Here is a 16,022-nt window from a genome sequence, read left to right as displayed (position 1 = left end):
ATTGAAGATAAGACTCACTCCCCATTAAGAGCTTAGCTTCGCTGTACAAACCGGCTGCACGCCGCGACCAACGGCCCTCGCCACGGATTTGCCGGGGCAAACAGCTGTAATCAGGGTTTCCCTAGGCCGAGCGCGGTCATGTATGCTACGGCGCTTCCTGTAATTCCACTTCCAGCTCGTCCGGGCCAACCCCGGCACCTGCGTTGAAGAGGATTAGGCCACCCCTATCCAGTACAAAAGTAGCCATGCACGAACAATATCAGCCCCGTGAAATCGAAGCCGCCGCCCAATCATTCTGGGACGAGCAAAAGTCCTTTGAAGTCAGTGAACAGCCAGGCAAGGAAACCTACTACTGCCTGTCGATGTTCCCTTACCCCAGCGGCAAGCTACACATGGGGCACGTGCGCAACTACACCATCGGCGACGTGATCTCCCGCTACCAGCGCATGCTCGGCAAGAACGTTCTGCAACCGATGGGTTGGGACGCATTCGGCATGCCGGCGGAAAACGCCGCGATGAAGAACAACGTCGCGCCGGCCAAGTGGACCTACGAAAACATCGCCTACATGAAAACCCAGCTGCGTAGCCTGGGTCTGGCGGTCGACTGGTCGCGCGAAGTGACCACCTGCAAGCCGGATTACTACCGCTGGGAACAATGGCTGTTCACTCGCCTGTTCGAAAAAGGCGTGATCTACCGTAAAAACGGCACCGTGAACTGGGACCCGATCGACCAGACCGTTCTGGCTAACGAACAGGTGATCGACGGTCGCGGCTGGCGTTCCGGCGCGCTGATCGAAAAGCGCGAAATCCCGATGTACTACTTCAAGATCACCGCTTACGCGGATGAGCTGCTGGAGAGCCTCGACGAGCTGACTGGCTGGCCTGAACAGGTCAAGACCATGCAGCGTAACTGGATCGGCAAATCCCGTGGCATGGAAGTGCAGTTCCCGTACAACGTCGACTCGATCGGCGAAGCCGGGACCCTGAAAGTCTTCACCACCCGTCCGGACACCCTGATGGGCGCGACCTATGTCGCCGTGGCTGCCGAGCACCCACTGGCCACCCTGGCAGCGAAAAACAACACCGAGCTGCAAGCGTTCATCGCTGAATGCAAGGGCGGCAGCGTGGCTGAAGCCGATGTCGCCACACAAGAGAAGAAAGGCCTGCCGACCGGCCTGTTCGTCGAGCACCCGCTGACCGGTGAAAAACTGCCGGTATGGGTCGCCAACTACGTACTGATGCACTACGGCGATGGCGCTGTAATGGCAGTACCGGCGCACGACGAGCGCGATTTCGAATTCGCTCATAAGTACAACCTGCCGGTTAAATCGGTGGTGCGCACCAGCTCCGGCGACACCAACCCGGCCCCGTGGCAAGACGCCTACGGCGAACACGGCACGCTGATCAACTCCGGTGAATTCGACGGTCTCGACTTCGCCGGCGCGTTCGACGCCATGGAAGTGGCCCTGATCAAGAAAGAACTGGGCGCCTCGCGCACCCAGTTCCGCCTGCGCGACTGGGGCATCAGCCGTCAGCGCTACTGGGGCTGCCCGATCCCGATCATCCACTGCGATGCCTGCGGTGACGTGCCGGTACCGGAAGATCAACTGCCTGTCGTTCTGCCGGAAGACGTGGTGCCGGACGGCGCCGGTTCGCCGCTGGCACGCATGCCCGAGTTTTACGAGTGCGCTTGCCCGAAATGCGGCCAGCCTGCCAAGCGTGAAACTGACACCATGGACACCTTCGTCGAGTCGTCGTGGTACTACGCCCGCTACGCCTCGCCGCACTTTGAAGGTGGCCTGGTGGAAAAATCCGCCGCCGACCACTGGCTGCCGGTCGATCAGTACATCGGCGGTATCGAACACGCGATTCTGCACCTGCTCTACGCGCGCTTCTTCCACAAGCTGATGCGTGACGAAGGCCTGGTCAGCTCCAACGAGCCGTTCAAGAACCTGCTGACCCAAGGCATGGTGATCGCCGAAACCTACTACCGTCGCGAAGCCAATGGTGCCTACACCTGGTTCAACCCCGCAGACGTAGAACTTGAGCGTGACAGCAAAGCCAAGGTGATCAGCGCCAAGCTGAAATCCGACGGCCTGCCGGTGGAAATCGGTGGCACCGAGAAGATGGCCAAGTCGAAGAACAACGGCGTTGACCCACAATCGATGATCGATCAGTTCGGCGCCGATACCTGCCGCCTGTTCATGATGTTCGCTTCGCCGCCCGACATGAGCGCCGAATGGTCCGACTCCGGCGTCGAAGGTTCGCACCGCTTCCTCAAGCGCGTCTGGCGCCTGGCGCAAGCCCACGTTAGTCAGGGTCTGCCTGGCAAACTGGACATCGCCAGCCTGAACGACGAACAGAAAGCCGTGCGCCGCGCCATTCACGTGGCCATCAAGCAAGCCAGCCACGACGTCGGCCAGAACCACAAATTCAACACCGCCATCGCCCAGGTGATGACGCTGATGAACGTGCTGGAAAAAGCCGCGCAAGCGACCGAGCAGGATCGCGCACTGATTCACGAAGGTCTGGAAGCCGTGACGCTGTTGCTGGCGCCTATCACGCCGCACATCAGCCACGAACTGTGGAACAAGCTGGGCCACGCCGACGCCGTTATCGACGCTGGTTGGCCAGCAGTGGATGAAAGCGCTTTGGTGCAGGACAGCCTGACCCTGGTTATCCAGGTCAACGGCAAACTGCGCGGCCAGATCGAAATGCCGGCCAGTGCAACGCGTGAAGAAGTGGAAGCGGCAGCTCGCGCCAACGAAAACGTCCTGCGTTTCGTCGACGGCCTGACGATTCGCAAAGTGATCGTTGTACCGGGGAAACTGGTCAACATCGTCGCCAGCTAATTGGATCGGGCGTCAGGTTCGCCTGGCGCCAAGTAAAACCTTTCGGGTCGTACAGTCGGCCCACGTGGTTTCAAGGGGAGCAACACAATGATCAAACGCAATCTGCTGGTGATGGGCCTCGCCGTTCTGTTGAGCGCCTGCGGTTTCCAGCTGCGCGGCACCGGCACCAACGAACTGACGATCAAGGAACTTGATCTGAGCGCCCGCAACGCCTACGGCGAGACTGTGACGCAACTGCGTCAGGTACTGGAGTCGAGCGGCGTCAAGGTTTACAGCGGCGCGCCATACAAGCTGTTCCTGGCTGACGAGCAGGAAAGCCAGCGCATCCTCAGCTATGCCGGCGCCGGCCGTACAGGCGAATATCAGGTCAACACTGTCCTGAACTACGAGATCCGTGGTGACAAGAACCTGCAACTGCTGAATGACAAGCTTGAAGTGCAAAAGGTGTTTATCCACGACGGTAACAACCTCGTGGGCTCGGATCAGGAAGCCAACGACGCCCGTCGTGAAATGCGTCGCGAGCTGGTTCAACGCATGATGCTGCGTCTGCAACAGCTGACCCCAGGTCAACTGGAGCAACTGCAGCAAGCTGCCAATAACCGCGCCAAGGCAGAAGCCGACGCGCTCGAAGCGGCGCAAAAAGCTGAAGCGGAAACCCCGCGCCAGTCGCCGCTCGAAGTACCGCAGCAGTAAGACGTTCGGGGCGCTCAGGCGCCCCGTTCGACCTTTCTTATGAAGCTCGCACCCGCTCAACTCGCAAAACACCTGCAAGGCGCTCTCGGCCCTGTCTACATCATCAGCGGCGATGACCCGCTACTGTGCCAGGAAGCCGCCGACGCCATCCGCAGTGCTGCCCGCCAGCAAGGTTTTGACGAACGCCAGGTCTTTGCCGCTGACGCCAATTTCGATTGGGGCACGTTGCTGCAAGCCGGCGCCAGCATGTCGCTGTTCGCGGAAAAACGCCTGCTGGAGCTGCGCCTGCCTTCGGGCAAACCCGGTGACAAAGGGGCTGCGGCGCTTATCGAATACTGCTCGCGTCCCGCTGAAGACACGGTTCTTCTGGTCAGCCTGCCCAAGCTCGATGGCAGCGCGCAGAAGACCAAGTGGGGCAAGGCGCTGGTGGAAGGCCAGCAGACCCAGTTCATCCAGATCTGGCCGGTGGACGCCAATCAGTTGCCGAGCTGGATTCGTCAGCGCTTGTCTCAGGCCGGTTTGTCCGCCAGTCAGGACGCGGTCGAACTGATTGCCGCGCGCGTCGAGGGCAACCTGCTCGCCGCCGCGCAGGAAATCGAGAAGCTCAAATTGATGGCAGAAGGCGGGCAGATCACCGTCGAAACCGTGCAGGCCGCCGTGGCCGACAGTGCCCGCTTCGATGTGTTCGGCCTGACCGATGCCGTGCTCAACGGCGAACCGGCGCACGCCTTGCGCATGCTTGAAGGCTTGCGCGGTGAAGGTGTCGAACCACCGGTGATTCTCTGGGCGCTGGCGCGGGAGCTGCGGCTGTTGGCCAACATCTCGTTGCAATACAGTCAGGGCACGCCGCTGGACAAGTGCTTCAGCCAGGCGAAACCGCCGGTCTGGGACAAGCGCAAACCCCTGATGAGCAAAGCGTTGCAACGCTATTCGGCGCAACGCTGGGCGCAGTTGTTGCTTGAGGCGCAGCGTATTGATGCGCAGATCAAGGGCCAGGCGGCCGGCTCACCCTGGATGAGCCTGAGTCGCTTGGCGCTGTTGATGTCTGGCCAGCGTCTGTCATTGCCTGCCGAATAAGCTCAAAAGATCGCAGCCTTCGGCAGCTCCTACACTGATCCCTGTAGGAACTGCGGCACGCTGCGATCTTTTGATCTTGTTTTCCTACAAAAACACCTGCATTTGCCCTATAGACAGACACCCAACATAGGCAGATTATTTCCCCCGCAAAACCACCCCATCGAGAGAACCCTCATGAGCAAAAAGCCAGCGAAACATGGCCCCAACAAGGCCAAATCCATCGTCGCCCAGCCCCTGTTCCGCAGTCGCCAGGAACGACCAACCAAGGGTAAAGGCAGCTACCGCCGCGAAGCCTTCCAGTCTGACAGCTGGGAGGCTTCTTACTTTCTGGCTGCTTGAAGCGCAGTACCCCCCGCTCATGTTAAGGTCTGCACCTGATTCGTTTTCCTGGAACTGTGCATGCCCCTAAGTCTTTCCCGTCGTTGGCCTGTTCGCCAATTGATCGCTGCCTCCAGCTTCATTCTGCTTGTCGCCTGCGCGGAAAAACCGACCGCCGCCGATGCGCAAACCCTTCAAGCAGCGCCTGTCGCCACGGCCCCAGCGATTATCCCGCCGGTAGTGCCGTCCGCTGACTCTCTTGATCTTCAGCCTACCCAGACCTTTGCCGAATGGCAGGCAGGCTTCCGCAAGGATGCCTTGGCCGCCGGGATTCACCCCGACGTGTTCGATCGCGCCTTTGCCAATGTCAGTTTCGATGCCAGCGTGATTCGGGCCGACCGCAGCCAGCCGGAGTTTTCCCGCCCAGTGTGGGAATACCTTGACGGCGCAATCTCGCCACTGCGTGTGCGTAAAGGTCAGGCGCTGATCAGCCAGTACGCCGATATTTTGCAAGTCATCGAGCAGCGTTATGGTGTTGACCGTCGGGCACTGGTGTCGGTATGGGGCATGGAAAGCAACTTTGGCCAGTTCCAGGGCAGCAAGTCAGTGATCAACTCGCTGGCCACCCTCGCTTATGAAGGCCGCCGCCCGGGGTTTGCCCATGCACAACTGATCGCGGCGCTGCAGATCCTGCAACAGGGTGATATCACGCCGGAGAAAATGCTCGGCTCGTGGGCTGGCGCCATGGGGCAGACCCAGTTCATTCCGACCAACTACCACACCCATGCCGTGGATTTTGACGGCGATGGCCGCCGCGATATCTGGGGCAGCCCTGCTGATGCCCTGGCCTCGACTGCACATTACCTGCAAAGCTCCGGCTGGCAACGTGGTCAACCCTGGGGTTTTGAAGTAGAGCTGCCGAGCACGTTCAACTACACGCTGGCGGACGGTGCTATTCGCAAGAGCGTCGCTGAATGGCGTCAGTTGGGCGTAACCCTGCCAAACGGCGCTCAGGTGCCAGCCGGTTCGGAGCAATTGTCTGCTGCCCTGTTGCTGCCGGCGGGCTATCGTGGCCCGGCGTTCCTGATCTTCGACAACTTTCGGGCGATCCTCAGGTACAACAACTCCTCATCATATGCCTTGGCTATCGGTCTGTTGTCGGAGCGCTTCAACGGTGGTGGCCTGATCAACGGCAGCTGGCCGAAAGATGACCTGCCGCTGAGCCGTACCGAGCGTATCGAGTTGCAAACCCTGCTGAGTGCGCGCAATTACGATGCGGGCACGGCGGACGGGATTATCGGCGCGAATACGCGCAAGGCGATTCGCAGTGCCCAGCAGTCACTTGGCTGGCCGGCGGATGGTTATCCGACGCATAAGCTGCTGGAAAGCCTGCGCAATCAATAAAGTAAAAATCAAAAGATCGCAGCCTTCGGCAGCTCCTACAGGGCAAATATCAATCCCCTGTAGGAGCTGGCGAAGGCTGCGATCTTTTTGCTTCACCCACACACTATCGGGTGACGACATCCTGCTCCAGCATCAATTCCTGCTTCCCCGCATCCAGCCGCACCAGCGCGCCCATCGGTAGCGTCAGGTTTGGATCGCAATGCCCGCTACGCCACCCCGACAACACCGGAATCCGCAACGGCTCGAAAGTCTGCTTGAGCAAGCGGTTCAGTGCCGCGACTTCCACCCCCGCCACGTCCCCGACCAGCACGCCCCGCAATCTGGCCAACTTGCCGGACAGACGCATCTGCGTCAGCAACCGGTCGATGCGATACAACGGCTCGTTGATGTCTTCAATCAGCAGAATCACACCTTCGACATCTATCTCGTAAGGCGTGCCCAACGTTGCGGCGATCATCGCCAGATTGCCGCCGAGCAAACGCCCGTGCGCGATGCCGGGTTCGACCGTAGTCAACGGATACGCCACCGGATGGCTGAGCACACTCCCCGCCTTCATTTGCCCGCGCAGCATGGCGAAAAACGAAGTGACGGTCGGCGGCTCCTTGTCGCCCAACAGGTCAGCGTTGAGCAGCGGCCCGTGAAACGTCACGAATCCTGCGTATCGACTGATGGCCAAGTGCAGCGCGGTGATGTCGCTGTAGCCAACGAATGGCTTGGCATGGCGGCTCAGCAGGCCGTAATCGATCCGGTCAAGCAGCCGTGGTGTGCCGTAGCCGCCGCGCAGGCAAATAATGGCGTCGACCTCAGGATCAGCGAACGCCGCGTGCAGATCGCGCAGGCGCACGTCGTCGCTGCCGGCCAGATAGCCGTCCTTCTCGTAGACACCGGGAAACACCTTCAGCCCATAGCCACGGGCGCGCATCCATTGCACCGCCTTGTCAGTGTCCAGAACACCGGGCCCGGCAGGTGCAATAACGCCGATCAGCCCTTCTGAGGGCAACGCGGGCACGGCTCTGTGCGGGCAAAGTGTGTGGGTCGGTCGAACGGTCATCCTTGGATCTCCCTGTGAGTCATTGCACACACAGTAGTCAGGAACGGCGGTAAACAGAAGAGGCTAGGCCACGCCGCAGGTTGCAGGAAAAGTCAGCATTGAATGTAAGACAGGCAAAAAAATGCCCGCCGGGCGTTAAAGCCTCGGCGGGCATTTTTCATTCAGGGCAGGATCAGGAACCCAGCAGCTCAGCCTTGACCAGCTTCGCTTGCTCATCGGCGTGGTACGAAGAACGCACCAGCGGGCCCGAAGCAACGTTCTTGAAGCCCATCTTGTAACCTTCCTCGGCGAACCAGGCGAAGGTGTCCGGGTGCACGAAACGCTGCACCGGCAAATGGCTGCGCGACGGTTGCAGATACTGACCGAGGGTCAGCATGTCGATGTCGTGCTCGCGCATGCGCTTCATCACTTCGATGACTTCTTCATCGGTCTCACCCAGCCCCAGCATCAGGCCGGATTTGGTCGGAATGTGCGGCATCATCTGCTTGAAGCGTTGCAGCAGGGTCAGCGACCACTGGTAATCCGAACCCGGGCGCGCAGCCTTGTACAGGCGCGGTACGGTTTCCAGGTTGTGGTTGAACACATCCGGTGGCTCGGCCGCGGTGATTTCCAGGGCGATATCCATGCGGCCACGGTAATCCGGGACCAGGGTCTCCAGCTGCACGTTCGGCGACAGTTTGCGGATTTCGCGGATGCAGTCAGCAAAGTGCTGAGCACCGCCGTCACGCAGGTCGTCGCGGTCAACCGAGGTGATCACCACGTACTTGAGCTTGAGGTCGGCAATGGCGATGGCCAGGCTTTCCGGCTCGTTGACGTCCAGTGGCTTCGGACGGCCGTGGCCGACGTCGCAGAACGGGCAGCGACGGGTGCAAATGTCACCCATGATCATGAAGGTCGCGGTGCCGCCGGAGAAGCACTCACCGAGGTTCGGGCAGGATGCTTCTTCGCAAACGCTGTGCAGCTTGTGCTTGCGCAGCAGGCTCTTGATACGGTCGACTTCCGGCGAAACCGGGATGCGCACGCGAATCCAGTCAGGTTTCTTCGGCAGTTCGGTGGTCGGAATGATCTTTACCGGGATGCGTGCAACCTTCTCGGCGCCGCGCAGCTTGACGCCCGCTTCTACCTTGGGACGCGGGGCCGGGCGCTCGGTCACGTCGAGCGTCGGGATCATGGTTTGCACTGCATCAGTAGTCATATCAGTCGATTCCGCCCGTCAGGGTCGTCTGCTCAGCATAGTCGAGGTGTTTGACGAGCTGCGCGCGCAGCCGGGCACTTACCTCGGCAAATTCAATCGATCCTGCGTGGTCGCTCAGCTGGGTCATCGCCAGCCCGGCATAGCCGCAGGGATTAATCCGTCGAAACGGTTCCAGGTCCATATCCACGTTCAGAGCCAGGCCATGAAAGGAGCAACCGTGGCGAATCCGCAAACCCAGAGAAGCGATTTTCGCTCCGTCGACGTACACGCCGGGAGCATCTGGCTTGGCTGCGGCGGTCACACCGTAGCTGGCCAGCAGTTCGATCAGGCACTGTTCCATGCGCGTGACCAGATCTCGTACGCCGAAACCCAGCTTGCGCACGTCCAGCAACAGGTAGGCAACCAACTGGCCGGGACCATGATAAGTCACCTGCCCGCCGCGATCGACCTGCACCACCGGGATATCTCCCGGCAGCAGCAAGTGTTCGGCCTTGCCGGCCTGGCCCTGGGTGAACACCGGCGGGTGCTCGACGAGCCAGATTTCGTCGGCGGCATCGCTGCCGCGTTCGTTGGTGAAGCGTTGCATGGCATGCCAGACCGGCTCGTAAGCCATCTGGCCGAGTTCGCGAAAGCCCAGCGTGCCCGGCATCACAACACCATGTGCACGAAACCGGAAGCCCGCAGTTCGCTGTTGATGTTGTACAGCTGATCCTGATCGGTCGCGACGATGTGCAACTGGATGGTGGTGTATTTGCCATTGCTGCTTTGACGCTCGTCGATGCGCTCATCATTGATGGTCGCGTGTTTCTTGACGATGTCGATGATCTTGTCTTTGTTGCCGACGCCCGTGTCACTGATCACCTTAATCGGATAATCAGTCTGGGGAAATTCGATCTTTGGCGCCTTTACTTCGGTATCGGTCATGGCGTAACGGCCTCTAGAGCGCAAGCCGTGATAACGCGCATGGCCCCGCACCGGATCGGGGCGGGGCCATGCAGGTCAACACTAATCAGTTGAACAAGCCGTAGAAGAATAGACGGATGCTATCCCACATGCGGCGGAAGATACCACCCTCCTCGACGCCATCCAGAGCGATCAGGTCAGCACTGTGCACGACCTTGTCTTCCAGTTTGACTTCGACTTTACCGATCACGTCGCCCTTGGCGATTGGCGCGGTCAGTTGCGGGTTCATGGTCATGCTCGCAGCGAGCTTTTTCAGCTGGCCTTTTGGCAGGGTCATGGTCAGGTCTTCAGCCAGGCCGGCCTTGACTTGACTGGTGGTGCCTTTCCACACCGGAGCCTGAGCCAGTTCGGTGCCCTTCTGATAGAAGGTCTGGGTTTCGAAGAAGCGGAAACCGTAAGTCAGCAGCTTCTGGGTTTCAGCGGCGCGGGCCACTTCGCTGTTGGTGCCGAACACCACGGCGATCAGACGTTGGCCGTCACGTACAGCCGAAGACACCATGCAGTAGCCGGCTTCGTCGGTGTGACCGGTTTTCAGACCGTCAACGGTCTTGTCGCGCCACAGCAGCAGATTGCGGTTAGGCTGCTTGATGCCGTTCCAGAAGAACTCTTTCTGCGAGTAGATCGCGTAATGAGCCGGGTCTTCGTGGATGATCGCGCGGGCCAGGATCGCCATGTCGTGAGCCGACGAGTAGTGCTCCGGGTTCGGCAGGCCGGTCGGGTTCATGAAGTGGGTATTGGTCATACCCAGTTCAGTGACCGTCTTGTTCATCAGGTCGGCGAACGCGTCTTCGCTGCCGGCGATGTGCTCGGACAGCGCCACGCTGGCGTCGTTACCGGACTGGATGATGATGCCGTGCAGCAGATCGCTGACAGTCACCTGCGAGCCGACCTTGATGAACATGCGCGAACCGCCGGTGCGCCAGGCGTTTTCGCTGACGGTCACTGGATCGTTTTCACCGATCTGGCCACGACGGATTTCCAGCGTAGCGATGTACGCGGTCATCAGTTTGGTCAGGCTGGCCGGTGGCAGACGCTGGTCACCGTTGTTCTCGACCAGCACGTTGCCGCTGGCGGCATCCATGAGGACGTAGGCTTTGGCGGCCAGTTGCGGTGGCGACGGCATCATCTCGGCCGCGAAGGCGGCTGGCGAGAGGAGCAGCGGGACTAGCAGACACAGGCGTTTGGCAAAGGTGGTGATGTTCATCCGTCTCTCGAAATCGCTAATGGAAACTGTCCTTGCGGACAAAATTTAATCAGATGACTTTCTAACGAGCCATCGCGTGTTCAGTTGCTCACTCCAGTCACCCTTGCCGGGCTTTTGTTCTTCGACGAGCCAACAACCTGGTTCACCCCCCGATACCGCAAGTGAACCGTCAATCAAGTTCTACGTATTACTCGGTGACCACACTGGGCGAACCCAGGTTGGCCAGGCGCACGCTGTTCTGCACCTGGGCGATTTCACCCGGCGAGCCGATCGGCCCCAGGCGTACCCGGTGCAGGGTCTGCTGATTGCGCACGATCGAGCTGATGAACACCGGAGCGCTCACCATCCCGCTGAGCTTCGACCTCAGCAGTTCTGCAGCGTCCGGGTTGGCGAACGCGCCCACCTGCAGATACTGGCCAGACGCTGGTGCAGAAGCGTTTTTTTTTGCACTCATCGGCACTGGGACGGTGTCAGCGGCATGTTGCTGCGGCGGTGGCGTCCATTGCTCGACGGTGCCGGCCGAGGCCGTGATCACCGGGGCGCTATTCTGCGCGACTTGCGGCTCGTTGAGCATCAAAGGCGCCGGACGGCCCTTGGCGGCCCACCATTGCTGAGGATCGATGCCTTCGACCTTGACCCGCGCGGTGCCGATCTCGGCGTAACCGAGCTTCTTCGCCGCGGCGTAGGACAGGTCGATGATGCGGTCGGAATAGAACGGACCACGGTCATTGACCCGCAGGATCACGCTCTTGTTATTGTCCAGGTTGGTCACCCGAACGTAACTTGGCAGTGGCAATGTCTTGTGCGCGGCACTCATGCCGTACAGGTCATAGACCTCGCCGTTGGCGGTGTTCTGACCGTGAAACTTGGTGCCGTACCAGGACGCCGTACCCGAAGCCACGTAGGTCTTCGATTCCTGCAACGGGAAGTAGGTCTTGCCCAGCACGGTGTACGGGTTGGCCTTGTATGGACCGGTGTGCAGGGTCGGCGTGGCATCCGGGATGCGCGACACATCGACGTCCCACCATGGCGCGCCATCTTTGTGCGCACGGTTGATATCCAGGCCCGGCTGCGCACGCACAGCGGTCGAGGAGGTTTTCTGAGTCGGGGAACGGCTGGTCGAGCAACTGGCGACCAGCACCGCCAACGCAGCGAATGCCACCAGCTTCAGGGGTTTATTGTTAGGCAATGCCCGCATTACTTGACGCCCCGTGCTTGTACCAGCTGTTCAGACAGTTGATGTACGGCCATGGCGTACATCACGCTGCGGTTATAACGCGTGATCGCGTAGAAATTCTTCAGGCCCATCCAGTATTCAGGGCCGTTATCGCCTTCGAGGCGAAATGCAGTAACCGGCATATCATCGCGCAGCGCATCATGACTTGACCAGCCCAGCGCCCGCAACTCTCCAACGGTTTTCGTCGGCTCGATGCCGCTGGTCAAGCCTTCATCGACCTGCTCGCCGCGGACATCGGCACGGCTGACCACCGGCTCACCGGCGACCCAACCGTGACGCTTGAAATAGCTGGCGACGCTGCCGATCGCATCATCCGGGTTGTTCCAGATGTTGATGTGGCCGTCGCCGTCGAAATCCACCGCATAAGCACGGAAGCTGCTCGGCATGAACTGCGGCAGGCCCATGGCCCCGGCGTACGAGCCTTTCAGAGTCAAAGGATCGACCTGCTCCTCGCGCGCCAGCAGCAGAAACTCACGCAGTTCCTTGCGGAAAAATTCGGCACGGGGAGGATAGTCGAAACCGAGCGTGGACAAGGCATCGATCACCCGGTAATTACCGGTATTACGTCCGAAAAAGGTTTCAACGCCGATGATCGACACGATGACTTGTGCCGGCACGCCGTATTCCTGCTCGGCCCGGGCCAGGGTGGCCTCATGCTGACGCCAGAAGTCCACACCCCGGGCGATACGCGCGTCAGTGATGAACATCGGACGATATTCTTTCCATTGTTTGACCCGCTCGGCAGGTCTGGAAATGGCGTCGAGAATCGCCTGTTTGCGTTGCGCCTCGCGGAACACTGCCATCAGTTGCTCACCGGCGAAACCGTAGTCGCGGGTCATTTCACCGACGAACTCGGCCACCTGCGGCGAGCCTTCATATTCGCCGGCCAGCGCTTCCTGCACGCTACCCAGCAGGCCCATCAGGCCTACCAATGGCGCGCATCGAGTCGCCCAGCCACGCATAACTTGCATTGAACTCTTCACCTTATTCAAACCTGTGCGATCCACTTGCGATGGGTATGGATCGACATCAAAACCCCAAACGCTGACAGCAGCGTCACCAGCGAAGTTCCTCCGTAGCTAATGAATGGCAACGGCACCCCTACAACCGGCAACAGGCCACTGACCATACCGATGTTGACGAAAACGTAAACAAAAAACGTCATGGTCAACGCCCCGGCGAGCAATTTGCCGAACAGCGTCTGGGCCTGAGCGGTAATCACCAGCCCGCGGCCAATCAACAACAGATAGATCAGCAGCAGCGCGCAAATGCCCACCAGGCCGAACTCTTCGCCGAGTACGGCAATGATGAAGTCAGTGTGGCTTTCCGGCAGGAAGTCCAGGTGCGACTGAGTGCCGAGCAACCAGCCTTTGCCGAATACGCCGCCGGAGCCGATCGCGGCTTTCGACTGAATGATGTTCCAGCCGGTGCCCAGCGGATCGCTTTCCGGGTCGAGGAAAGTCAGGATTCGCTGCTTCTGGTAGTCGTGCATGATGAAAAACCACATCGCCACCGACACCGGAATCGCCGCCGCCAATACACTGAGAATCCAGCGCCAGCGCAACCCGCCCATGAACAGCACGAACGCGCCGCCGGCGAGAATCAGCAGCGAAGTACCGAGGTCCGGCTGACGCACGATCAACACAAAGGGCACGCCGATCAGCATCAAACTGATGCCGACATGCTTGAGCTGCGGCGGCAGCGTGCGCTTGGACAGATACCAGGCGATGGTCGCCGGCATCAGGATCTTCATGAACTCAGAGGGCTGGAAGCGGATCACCCCGGGAATGTTGATCCAGCGTGTCGCGCCCATGGCGTTGTGGCCCATGATGTCCACCACCAACAGCAGCACCACGCCGATCACATAGCCGAGCGGCACCCAGCGCGCCATGAAACGCGGTTCGAATTGGGCGATGATGATCATCGACACCAGACCGATGCCGAACGACGTGGCCTGTTTGGCCAGCAGATCCCAGCTCTTGCCGCTCGCCGAATACAGCACGAACAGGCTGCCGGCAGCGAGAATCAGCAGCAGAATGAGCAGCGGACCATCGATATGCAGTCTTTGCAGCAGTGTCGCGCGGCGACGCATCACATCCTCACTGGAGAGCATGCGATCAAAGTTATTCATCACGGGCCGTAGCCTCCGCACTGATTGGGCTGGCGTATTCGGCCTTCAAACGTCCGTCCTGATCGAGCAGCCAGGCGTCCATGACCTGACGCACCACGGGCGCGGCAACGCCTGAACCGGACTCACCGTTCTCGACCATCACCGACACGACGATGCGTGGATCATCGGCCGGGGCAAAACCGACGAACAAGGCGTGGTCGCGGTGGCGTTCCTGAACCTTGGAGCGGTCGTACTTCTCACCCTGCTTGATCGCCACGACCTGCGCGGTACCCGACTTGCCGGCAATCCGGTATTGCGCACCGATCGCTGCTTTGCGCGCGGTACCACGAGCACCGTGCATCACCTGCTGCATGCCGTGGTTGACCTTGGCCCAGTCCGACGGATCACGCAGGACAATGTCCGGCATCGGGTTTTCGTCCACCGGCTTCACCCCTTCGAGGGATTTGGCCAGGTGCGGACGGTTCCACACGCCTTTGTTGGCAACCAGCGCCGTGGCTTGCGCCAACTGCAGCGGGGTCGATTGCATGTAGCCCTGGCCGATCCCGAGGATCAGGGTTTCGCCGGGGAACCACGCCTGTTTGCGCGTCGCCCGCTTCCACTCGCGCGACGGCATCAGGCCTGGGGATTCTTCAAACATGTCCAGCGAGACCTTCTGGCCGATGCCGAACTTGTTCATGTAAGCCGACAGCCGATCGATGCCAAGCTTGTGCGCCAGGTCATAGAAGTAGGTGTCGTTGGACCGCATGATCGCCGTGTCGAGGTCGACGAAGCCGTCACCGGTGCGGTTCCAGTTACGGTATTTGTGGTCGTAGTTGGGCAGCATGTAATAGCCCGGGTCGAACACCCGGCTCGAAGCTGTCACCACACCGGAATCGAGACCGGCAATCGCCACCGCCGGTTTGATCGTCGAACCCGGCGGGTACAGACCGCGCAACACACGGTTGAACAGCGGCCGGTCAATCGAATCACGCAACTCGGCGTAGGCCTTGAAGCTGATCCCGGTGACGAACAGGTTCGGGTCGAAGCTCGGCTGACTGACCATGGCCAGCACTTCACCGGTCTTCGGATCCAGCGCCACCACCGCACCGCGACGCCCGCCCAATGCGGCTTCGGCAGCTTCCTGCAACTTGATGTCCAGGCTCAGAACAATGTCCTTGCCGGGTATCGGATCGGTGCGTTTGAGCACACGCAGCACGCGGCCACGGGCGTTGGTCTCGACTTCTTCGTAACCGACCTGACCATGCAATTCCGGCTCGTAGAAACGCTCGATGCCGGTTTTGCCGATGTGGTGGGTGCCGCTGTAGTTGACCGGATCGAGGGTTTTCAGCTCTTTCTCGTTGATCCGCCCCATGTAACCGACCGAGTGCGCAAAGTGCGCGCCCTGCGGATAGTGACGAACCAACTGCGCAACCACTTCCACACCCGGCAGGCGGAACTGGTTCACCGCGATGCGGGCAATCTGCTCTTCACTCAGCTCGAACAGGATCGGCACCGGCTCGAACGGCCGGCGCCCCTGACGCATGCGCTTTTCGAAAATCACCCGGTCCTCGGGCGTCAGCTCCAGCACTTCCACGATGACGTCGAGCACTTGCTGCCAGTCGCCGGAACGCTCGCGGGTCATGCTCAGGCTGAAGCTCGGGCGGTTGTCCGCCACTACCACGCCATTACGGTCGAAGATCAACCCACGGGTCGGCGGAATCGGCTGCACGTGGACACGGTTGTTTTCCGAGAGCGTCGAGTGGTACTCGTACTGGATCACCTGCAAGTAATACAGCCGCGCGATCAACACGCCGATCAGCAGCATGATCGCAATGGCCCCGAACACGACGCGGCTACGCACCAGGCGTGCGTCCTTTTCGTGGTCCTTGATGCGGATCGGCTGAGACATGAGGGCTGG

General features: G+C 60.2%; 14 protein-coding genes. 5 read left to right on the top strand and 9 right to left on the bottom strand.

What is annotated here, in order from left to right:
* The first annotated feature begins 245 nt into the window (after positions 1 to 245).
* From leuS to M9827_RS25025, 5 genes are all read left to right on the top strand, one after another.
* A complete protein-coding gene (gene leuS, locus M9827_RS25045; RefSeq protein ID WP_250607778.1) occupies positions 246 to 2,852 on the top strand; it encodes a leucine--tRNA ligase in 2,607 nt (868 codons plus the stop codon).
* A gap of 87 nt (positions 2,853 to 2,939) precedes the next feature.
* Entirely contained in the window at positions 2,940 to 3,545 is a 606-nt protein-coding gene (locus M9827_RS25040) for an LPS-assembly lipoprotein LptE (protein WP_250607776.1), read from the top strand.
* A gap of 39 nt (positions 3,546 to 3,584) precedes the next feature.
* Positions 3,585 to 4,622, top strand: coding sequence for a DNA polymerase III subunit delta (gene holA / locus M9827_RS25035; RefSeq protein ID WP_250607774.1), 1,038 nt, complete (start codon positions 3,585 to 3,587; stop codon positions 4,620 to 4,622).
* A 174-nt stretch (positions 4,623 to 4,796) separates the two neighbouring features.
* Positions 4,797 to 4,961, top strand: a complete 165-nt coding sequence (gene arfA, locus M9827_RS25030; RefSeq protein ID WP_053124158.1) for an alternative ribosome rescue factor ArfA — start codon at positions 4,797 to 4,799, stop codon at positions 4,959 to 4,961.
* Between the two features lie 60 nt (positions 4,962 to 5,021).
* A complete protein-coding gene (locus tag M9827_RS25025) occupies positions 5,022 to 6,344 on the top strand; it encodes a lytic murein transglycosylase (RefSeq protein ID WP_250607773.1) in 1,323 nt (440 codons plus the stop codon).
* Positions 6,345 to 6,447: 103 nt separating this feature from the next.
* On the opposite strand, the gene M9827_RS25020 is transcribed toward M9827_RS25025, so the two are convergent.
* The 9 genes from M9827_RS25020 to mrdA all read right to left on the bottom strand — a co-directional run bounded on the left by M9827_RS25020 (position 6,448) and on the right by mrdA (position 16,013).
* Positions 6,448 to 7,395, bottom strand: coding sequence for a S66 peptidase family protein (locus tag M9827_RS25020; RefSeq protein ID WP_250607772.1), 948 nt, complete (start codon positions 7,393 to 7,395; stop codon positions 6,448 to 6,450).
* A 172-nt stretch (positions 7,396 to 7,567) separates the two neighbouring features.
* Positions 7,568 to 8,566, bottom strand: a complete 999-nt coding sequence (gene lipA, locus M9827_RS25015) for a lipoyl synthase (RefSeq protein WP_160768663.1) — start codon at positions 8,564 to 8,566, stop codon at positions 7,568 to 7,570.
* Positions 8,567 to 8,591: 25 nt separating this feature from the next.
* On the bottom strand, positions 8,592 to 9,239 hold the full coding sequence (gene lipB, locus M9827_RS25010; protein ID WP_250607771.1) for a lipoyl(octanoyl) transferase LipB: 648 nt from the start codon (positions 9,237 to 9,239) through the stop codon (positions 8,592 to 8,594).
* A complete protein-coding gene (locus M9827_RS25005) occupies positions 9,239 to 9,514 on the bottom strand; it encodes a DUF493 domain-containing protein (RefSeq protein ID WP_027612895.1) in 276 nt (91 codons plus the stop codon). Before M9827_RS25005 ends, lipB begins: the two co-directional genes overlap by 1 nt.
* Before the next feature lie 85 nt (positions 9,515 to 9,599).
* Positions 9,600 to 10,757, bottom strand: coding sequence for a D-alanyl-D-alanine carboxypeptidase family protein (locus tag M9827_RS25000; protein WP_250607770.1), 1,158 nt, complete (start codon positions 10,755 to 10,757; stop codon positions 9,600 to 9,602).
* 187 nt (positions 10,758 to 10,944) lie between these two features.
* Positions 10,945 to 11,955 (bottom strand): septal ring lytic transglycosylase RlpA family protein, encoded by a 1,011-nt coding sequence (locus M9827_RS24995; RefSeq protein ID WP_250607768.1) that lies wholly within the window; start codon positions 11,953 to 11,955, stop codon positions 10,945 to 10,947.
* Positions 11,955 to 12,965 (bottom strand): lytic murein transglycosylase B, encoded by a 1,011-nt coding sequence (mltB, locus tag M9827_RS24990; protein WP_250607766.1) that lies wholly within the window; start codon positions 12,963 to 12,965, stop codon positions 11,955 to 11,957. Before mltB ends, M9827_RS24995 begins: the two co-directional genes overlap by 1 nt.
* Positions 12,966 to 12,982: 17 nt before the next feature.
* Positions 12,983 to 14,086, bottom strand: coding sequence for a rod shape-determining protein RodA (gene rodA / locus M9827_RS24985; protein ID WP_095048844.1), 1,104 nt, complete (start codon positions 14,084 to 14,086; stop codon positions 12,983 to 12,985).
* 31 nt (positions 14,087 to 14,117) lie between these two features.
* Positions 14,118 to 16,013 carry a penicillin-binding protein 2 gene (gene mrdA, locus M9827_RS24980; protein ID WP_250607763.1) on the bottom strand — a complete coding sequence of 632 codons (1,896 nt, stop codon included), beginning with the start codon at positions 16,011 to 16,013 and terminating at the stop codon, positions 14,118 to 14,120.
* Positions 16,014 to 16,022 lie beyond the last annotated feature (9 nt).

The organism is Pseudomonas sp. AKS31 (assembly GCF_023634765.1).
Lineage (GTDB): Bacteria > Pseudomonadota > Gammaproteobacteria > Pseudomonadales > Pseudomonadaceae > Aquipseudomonas.
Note: the sequence above shows the minus strand (reverse complement) of the source record. Positions and strands in the feature narration are given on the sequence as shown.

What these genes read in the sequence shown, in the direction of transcription:
- lipA (WP_160768663.1), bottom strand. Translation starts at nt 8,566, where the DNA reads ATGATCCCGACGCTCGACGTGACCGAGCGCCCGGCCCCGCGTCCCAAG.
- lipB (WP_250607771.1), bottom strand. Translation starts at nt 9,239, where the DNA reads ATGCCGGGCACGCTGGGCTTTCGCGAACTCGGCCAGATGGCTTACGAG.
- leuS (WP_250607778.1), top strand. Translation starts at nt 246, where the DNA reads ATGCACGAACAATATCAGCCCCGTGAAATCGAAGCCGCCGCCCAATCA.
- M9827_RS25025 (WP_250607773.1), top strand. Translation starts at nt 5,022, where the DNA reads ATGCCCCTAAGTCTTTCCCGTCGTTGGCCTGTTCGCCAATTGATCGCT.
- arfA (WP_053124158.1), top strand. Translation starts at nt 4,797, where the DNA reads ATGAGCAAAAAGCCAGCGAAACATGGCCCCAACAAGGCCAAATCCATC.
- M9827_RS25000 (WP_250607770.1), bottom strand. Translation starts at nt 10,757, where the DNA reads ATGAACATCACCACCTTTGCCAAACGCCTGTGTCTGCTAGTCCCGCTG.
- mltB (WP_250607766.1), bottom strand. Translation starts at nt 12,965, where the DNA reads ATGCAAGTTATGCGTGGCTGGGCGACTCGATGCGCGCCATTGGTAGGC.
- rodA (WP_095048844.1), bottom strand. Translation starts at nt 14,086, where the DNA reads ATGCGTCGCCGCGCGACACTGCTGCAAAGACTGCATATCGATGGTCCG.
- M9827_RS24995 (WP_250607768.1), bottom strand. Translation starts at nt 11,955, where the DNA reads ATGCGGGCATTGCCTAACAATAAACCCCTGAAGCTGGTGGCATTCGCT.
- holA (WP_250607774.1), top strand. Translation starts at nt 3,585, where the DNA reads ATGAAGCTCGCACCCGCTCAACTCGCAAAACACCTGCAAGGCGCTCTC.
- mrdA (WP_250607763.1), bottom strand. Translation starts at nt 16,013, where the DNA reads ATGTCTCAGCCGATCCGCATCAAGGACCACGAAAAGGACGCACGCCTG.
- M9827_RS25020 (WP_250607772.1), bottom strand. Translation starts at nt 7,395, where the DNA reads ATGACCGTTCGACCGACCCACACACTTTGCCCGCACAGAGCCGTGCCC.
- M9827_RS25040 (WP_250607776.1), top strand. Translation starts at nt 2,940, where the DNA reads ATGATCAAACGCAATCTGCTGGTGATGGGCCTCGCCGTTCTGTTGAGC.
- M9827_RS25005 (WP_027612895.1), bottom strand. Translation starts at nt 9,514, where the DNA reads ATGACCGATACCGAAGTAAAGGCGCCAAAGATCGAATTTCCCCAGACT.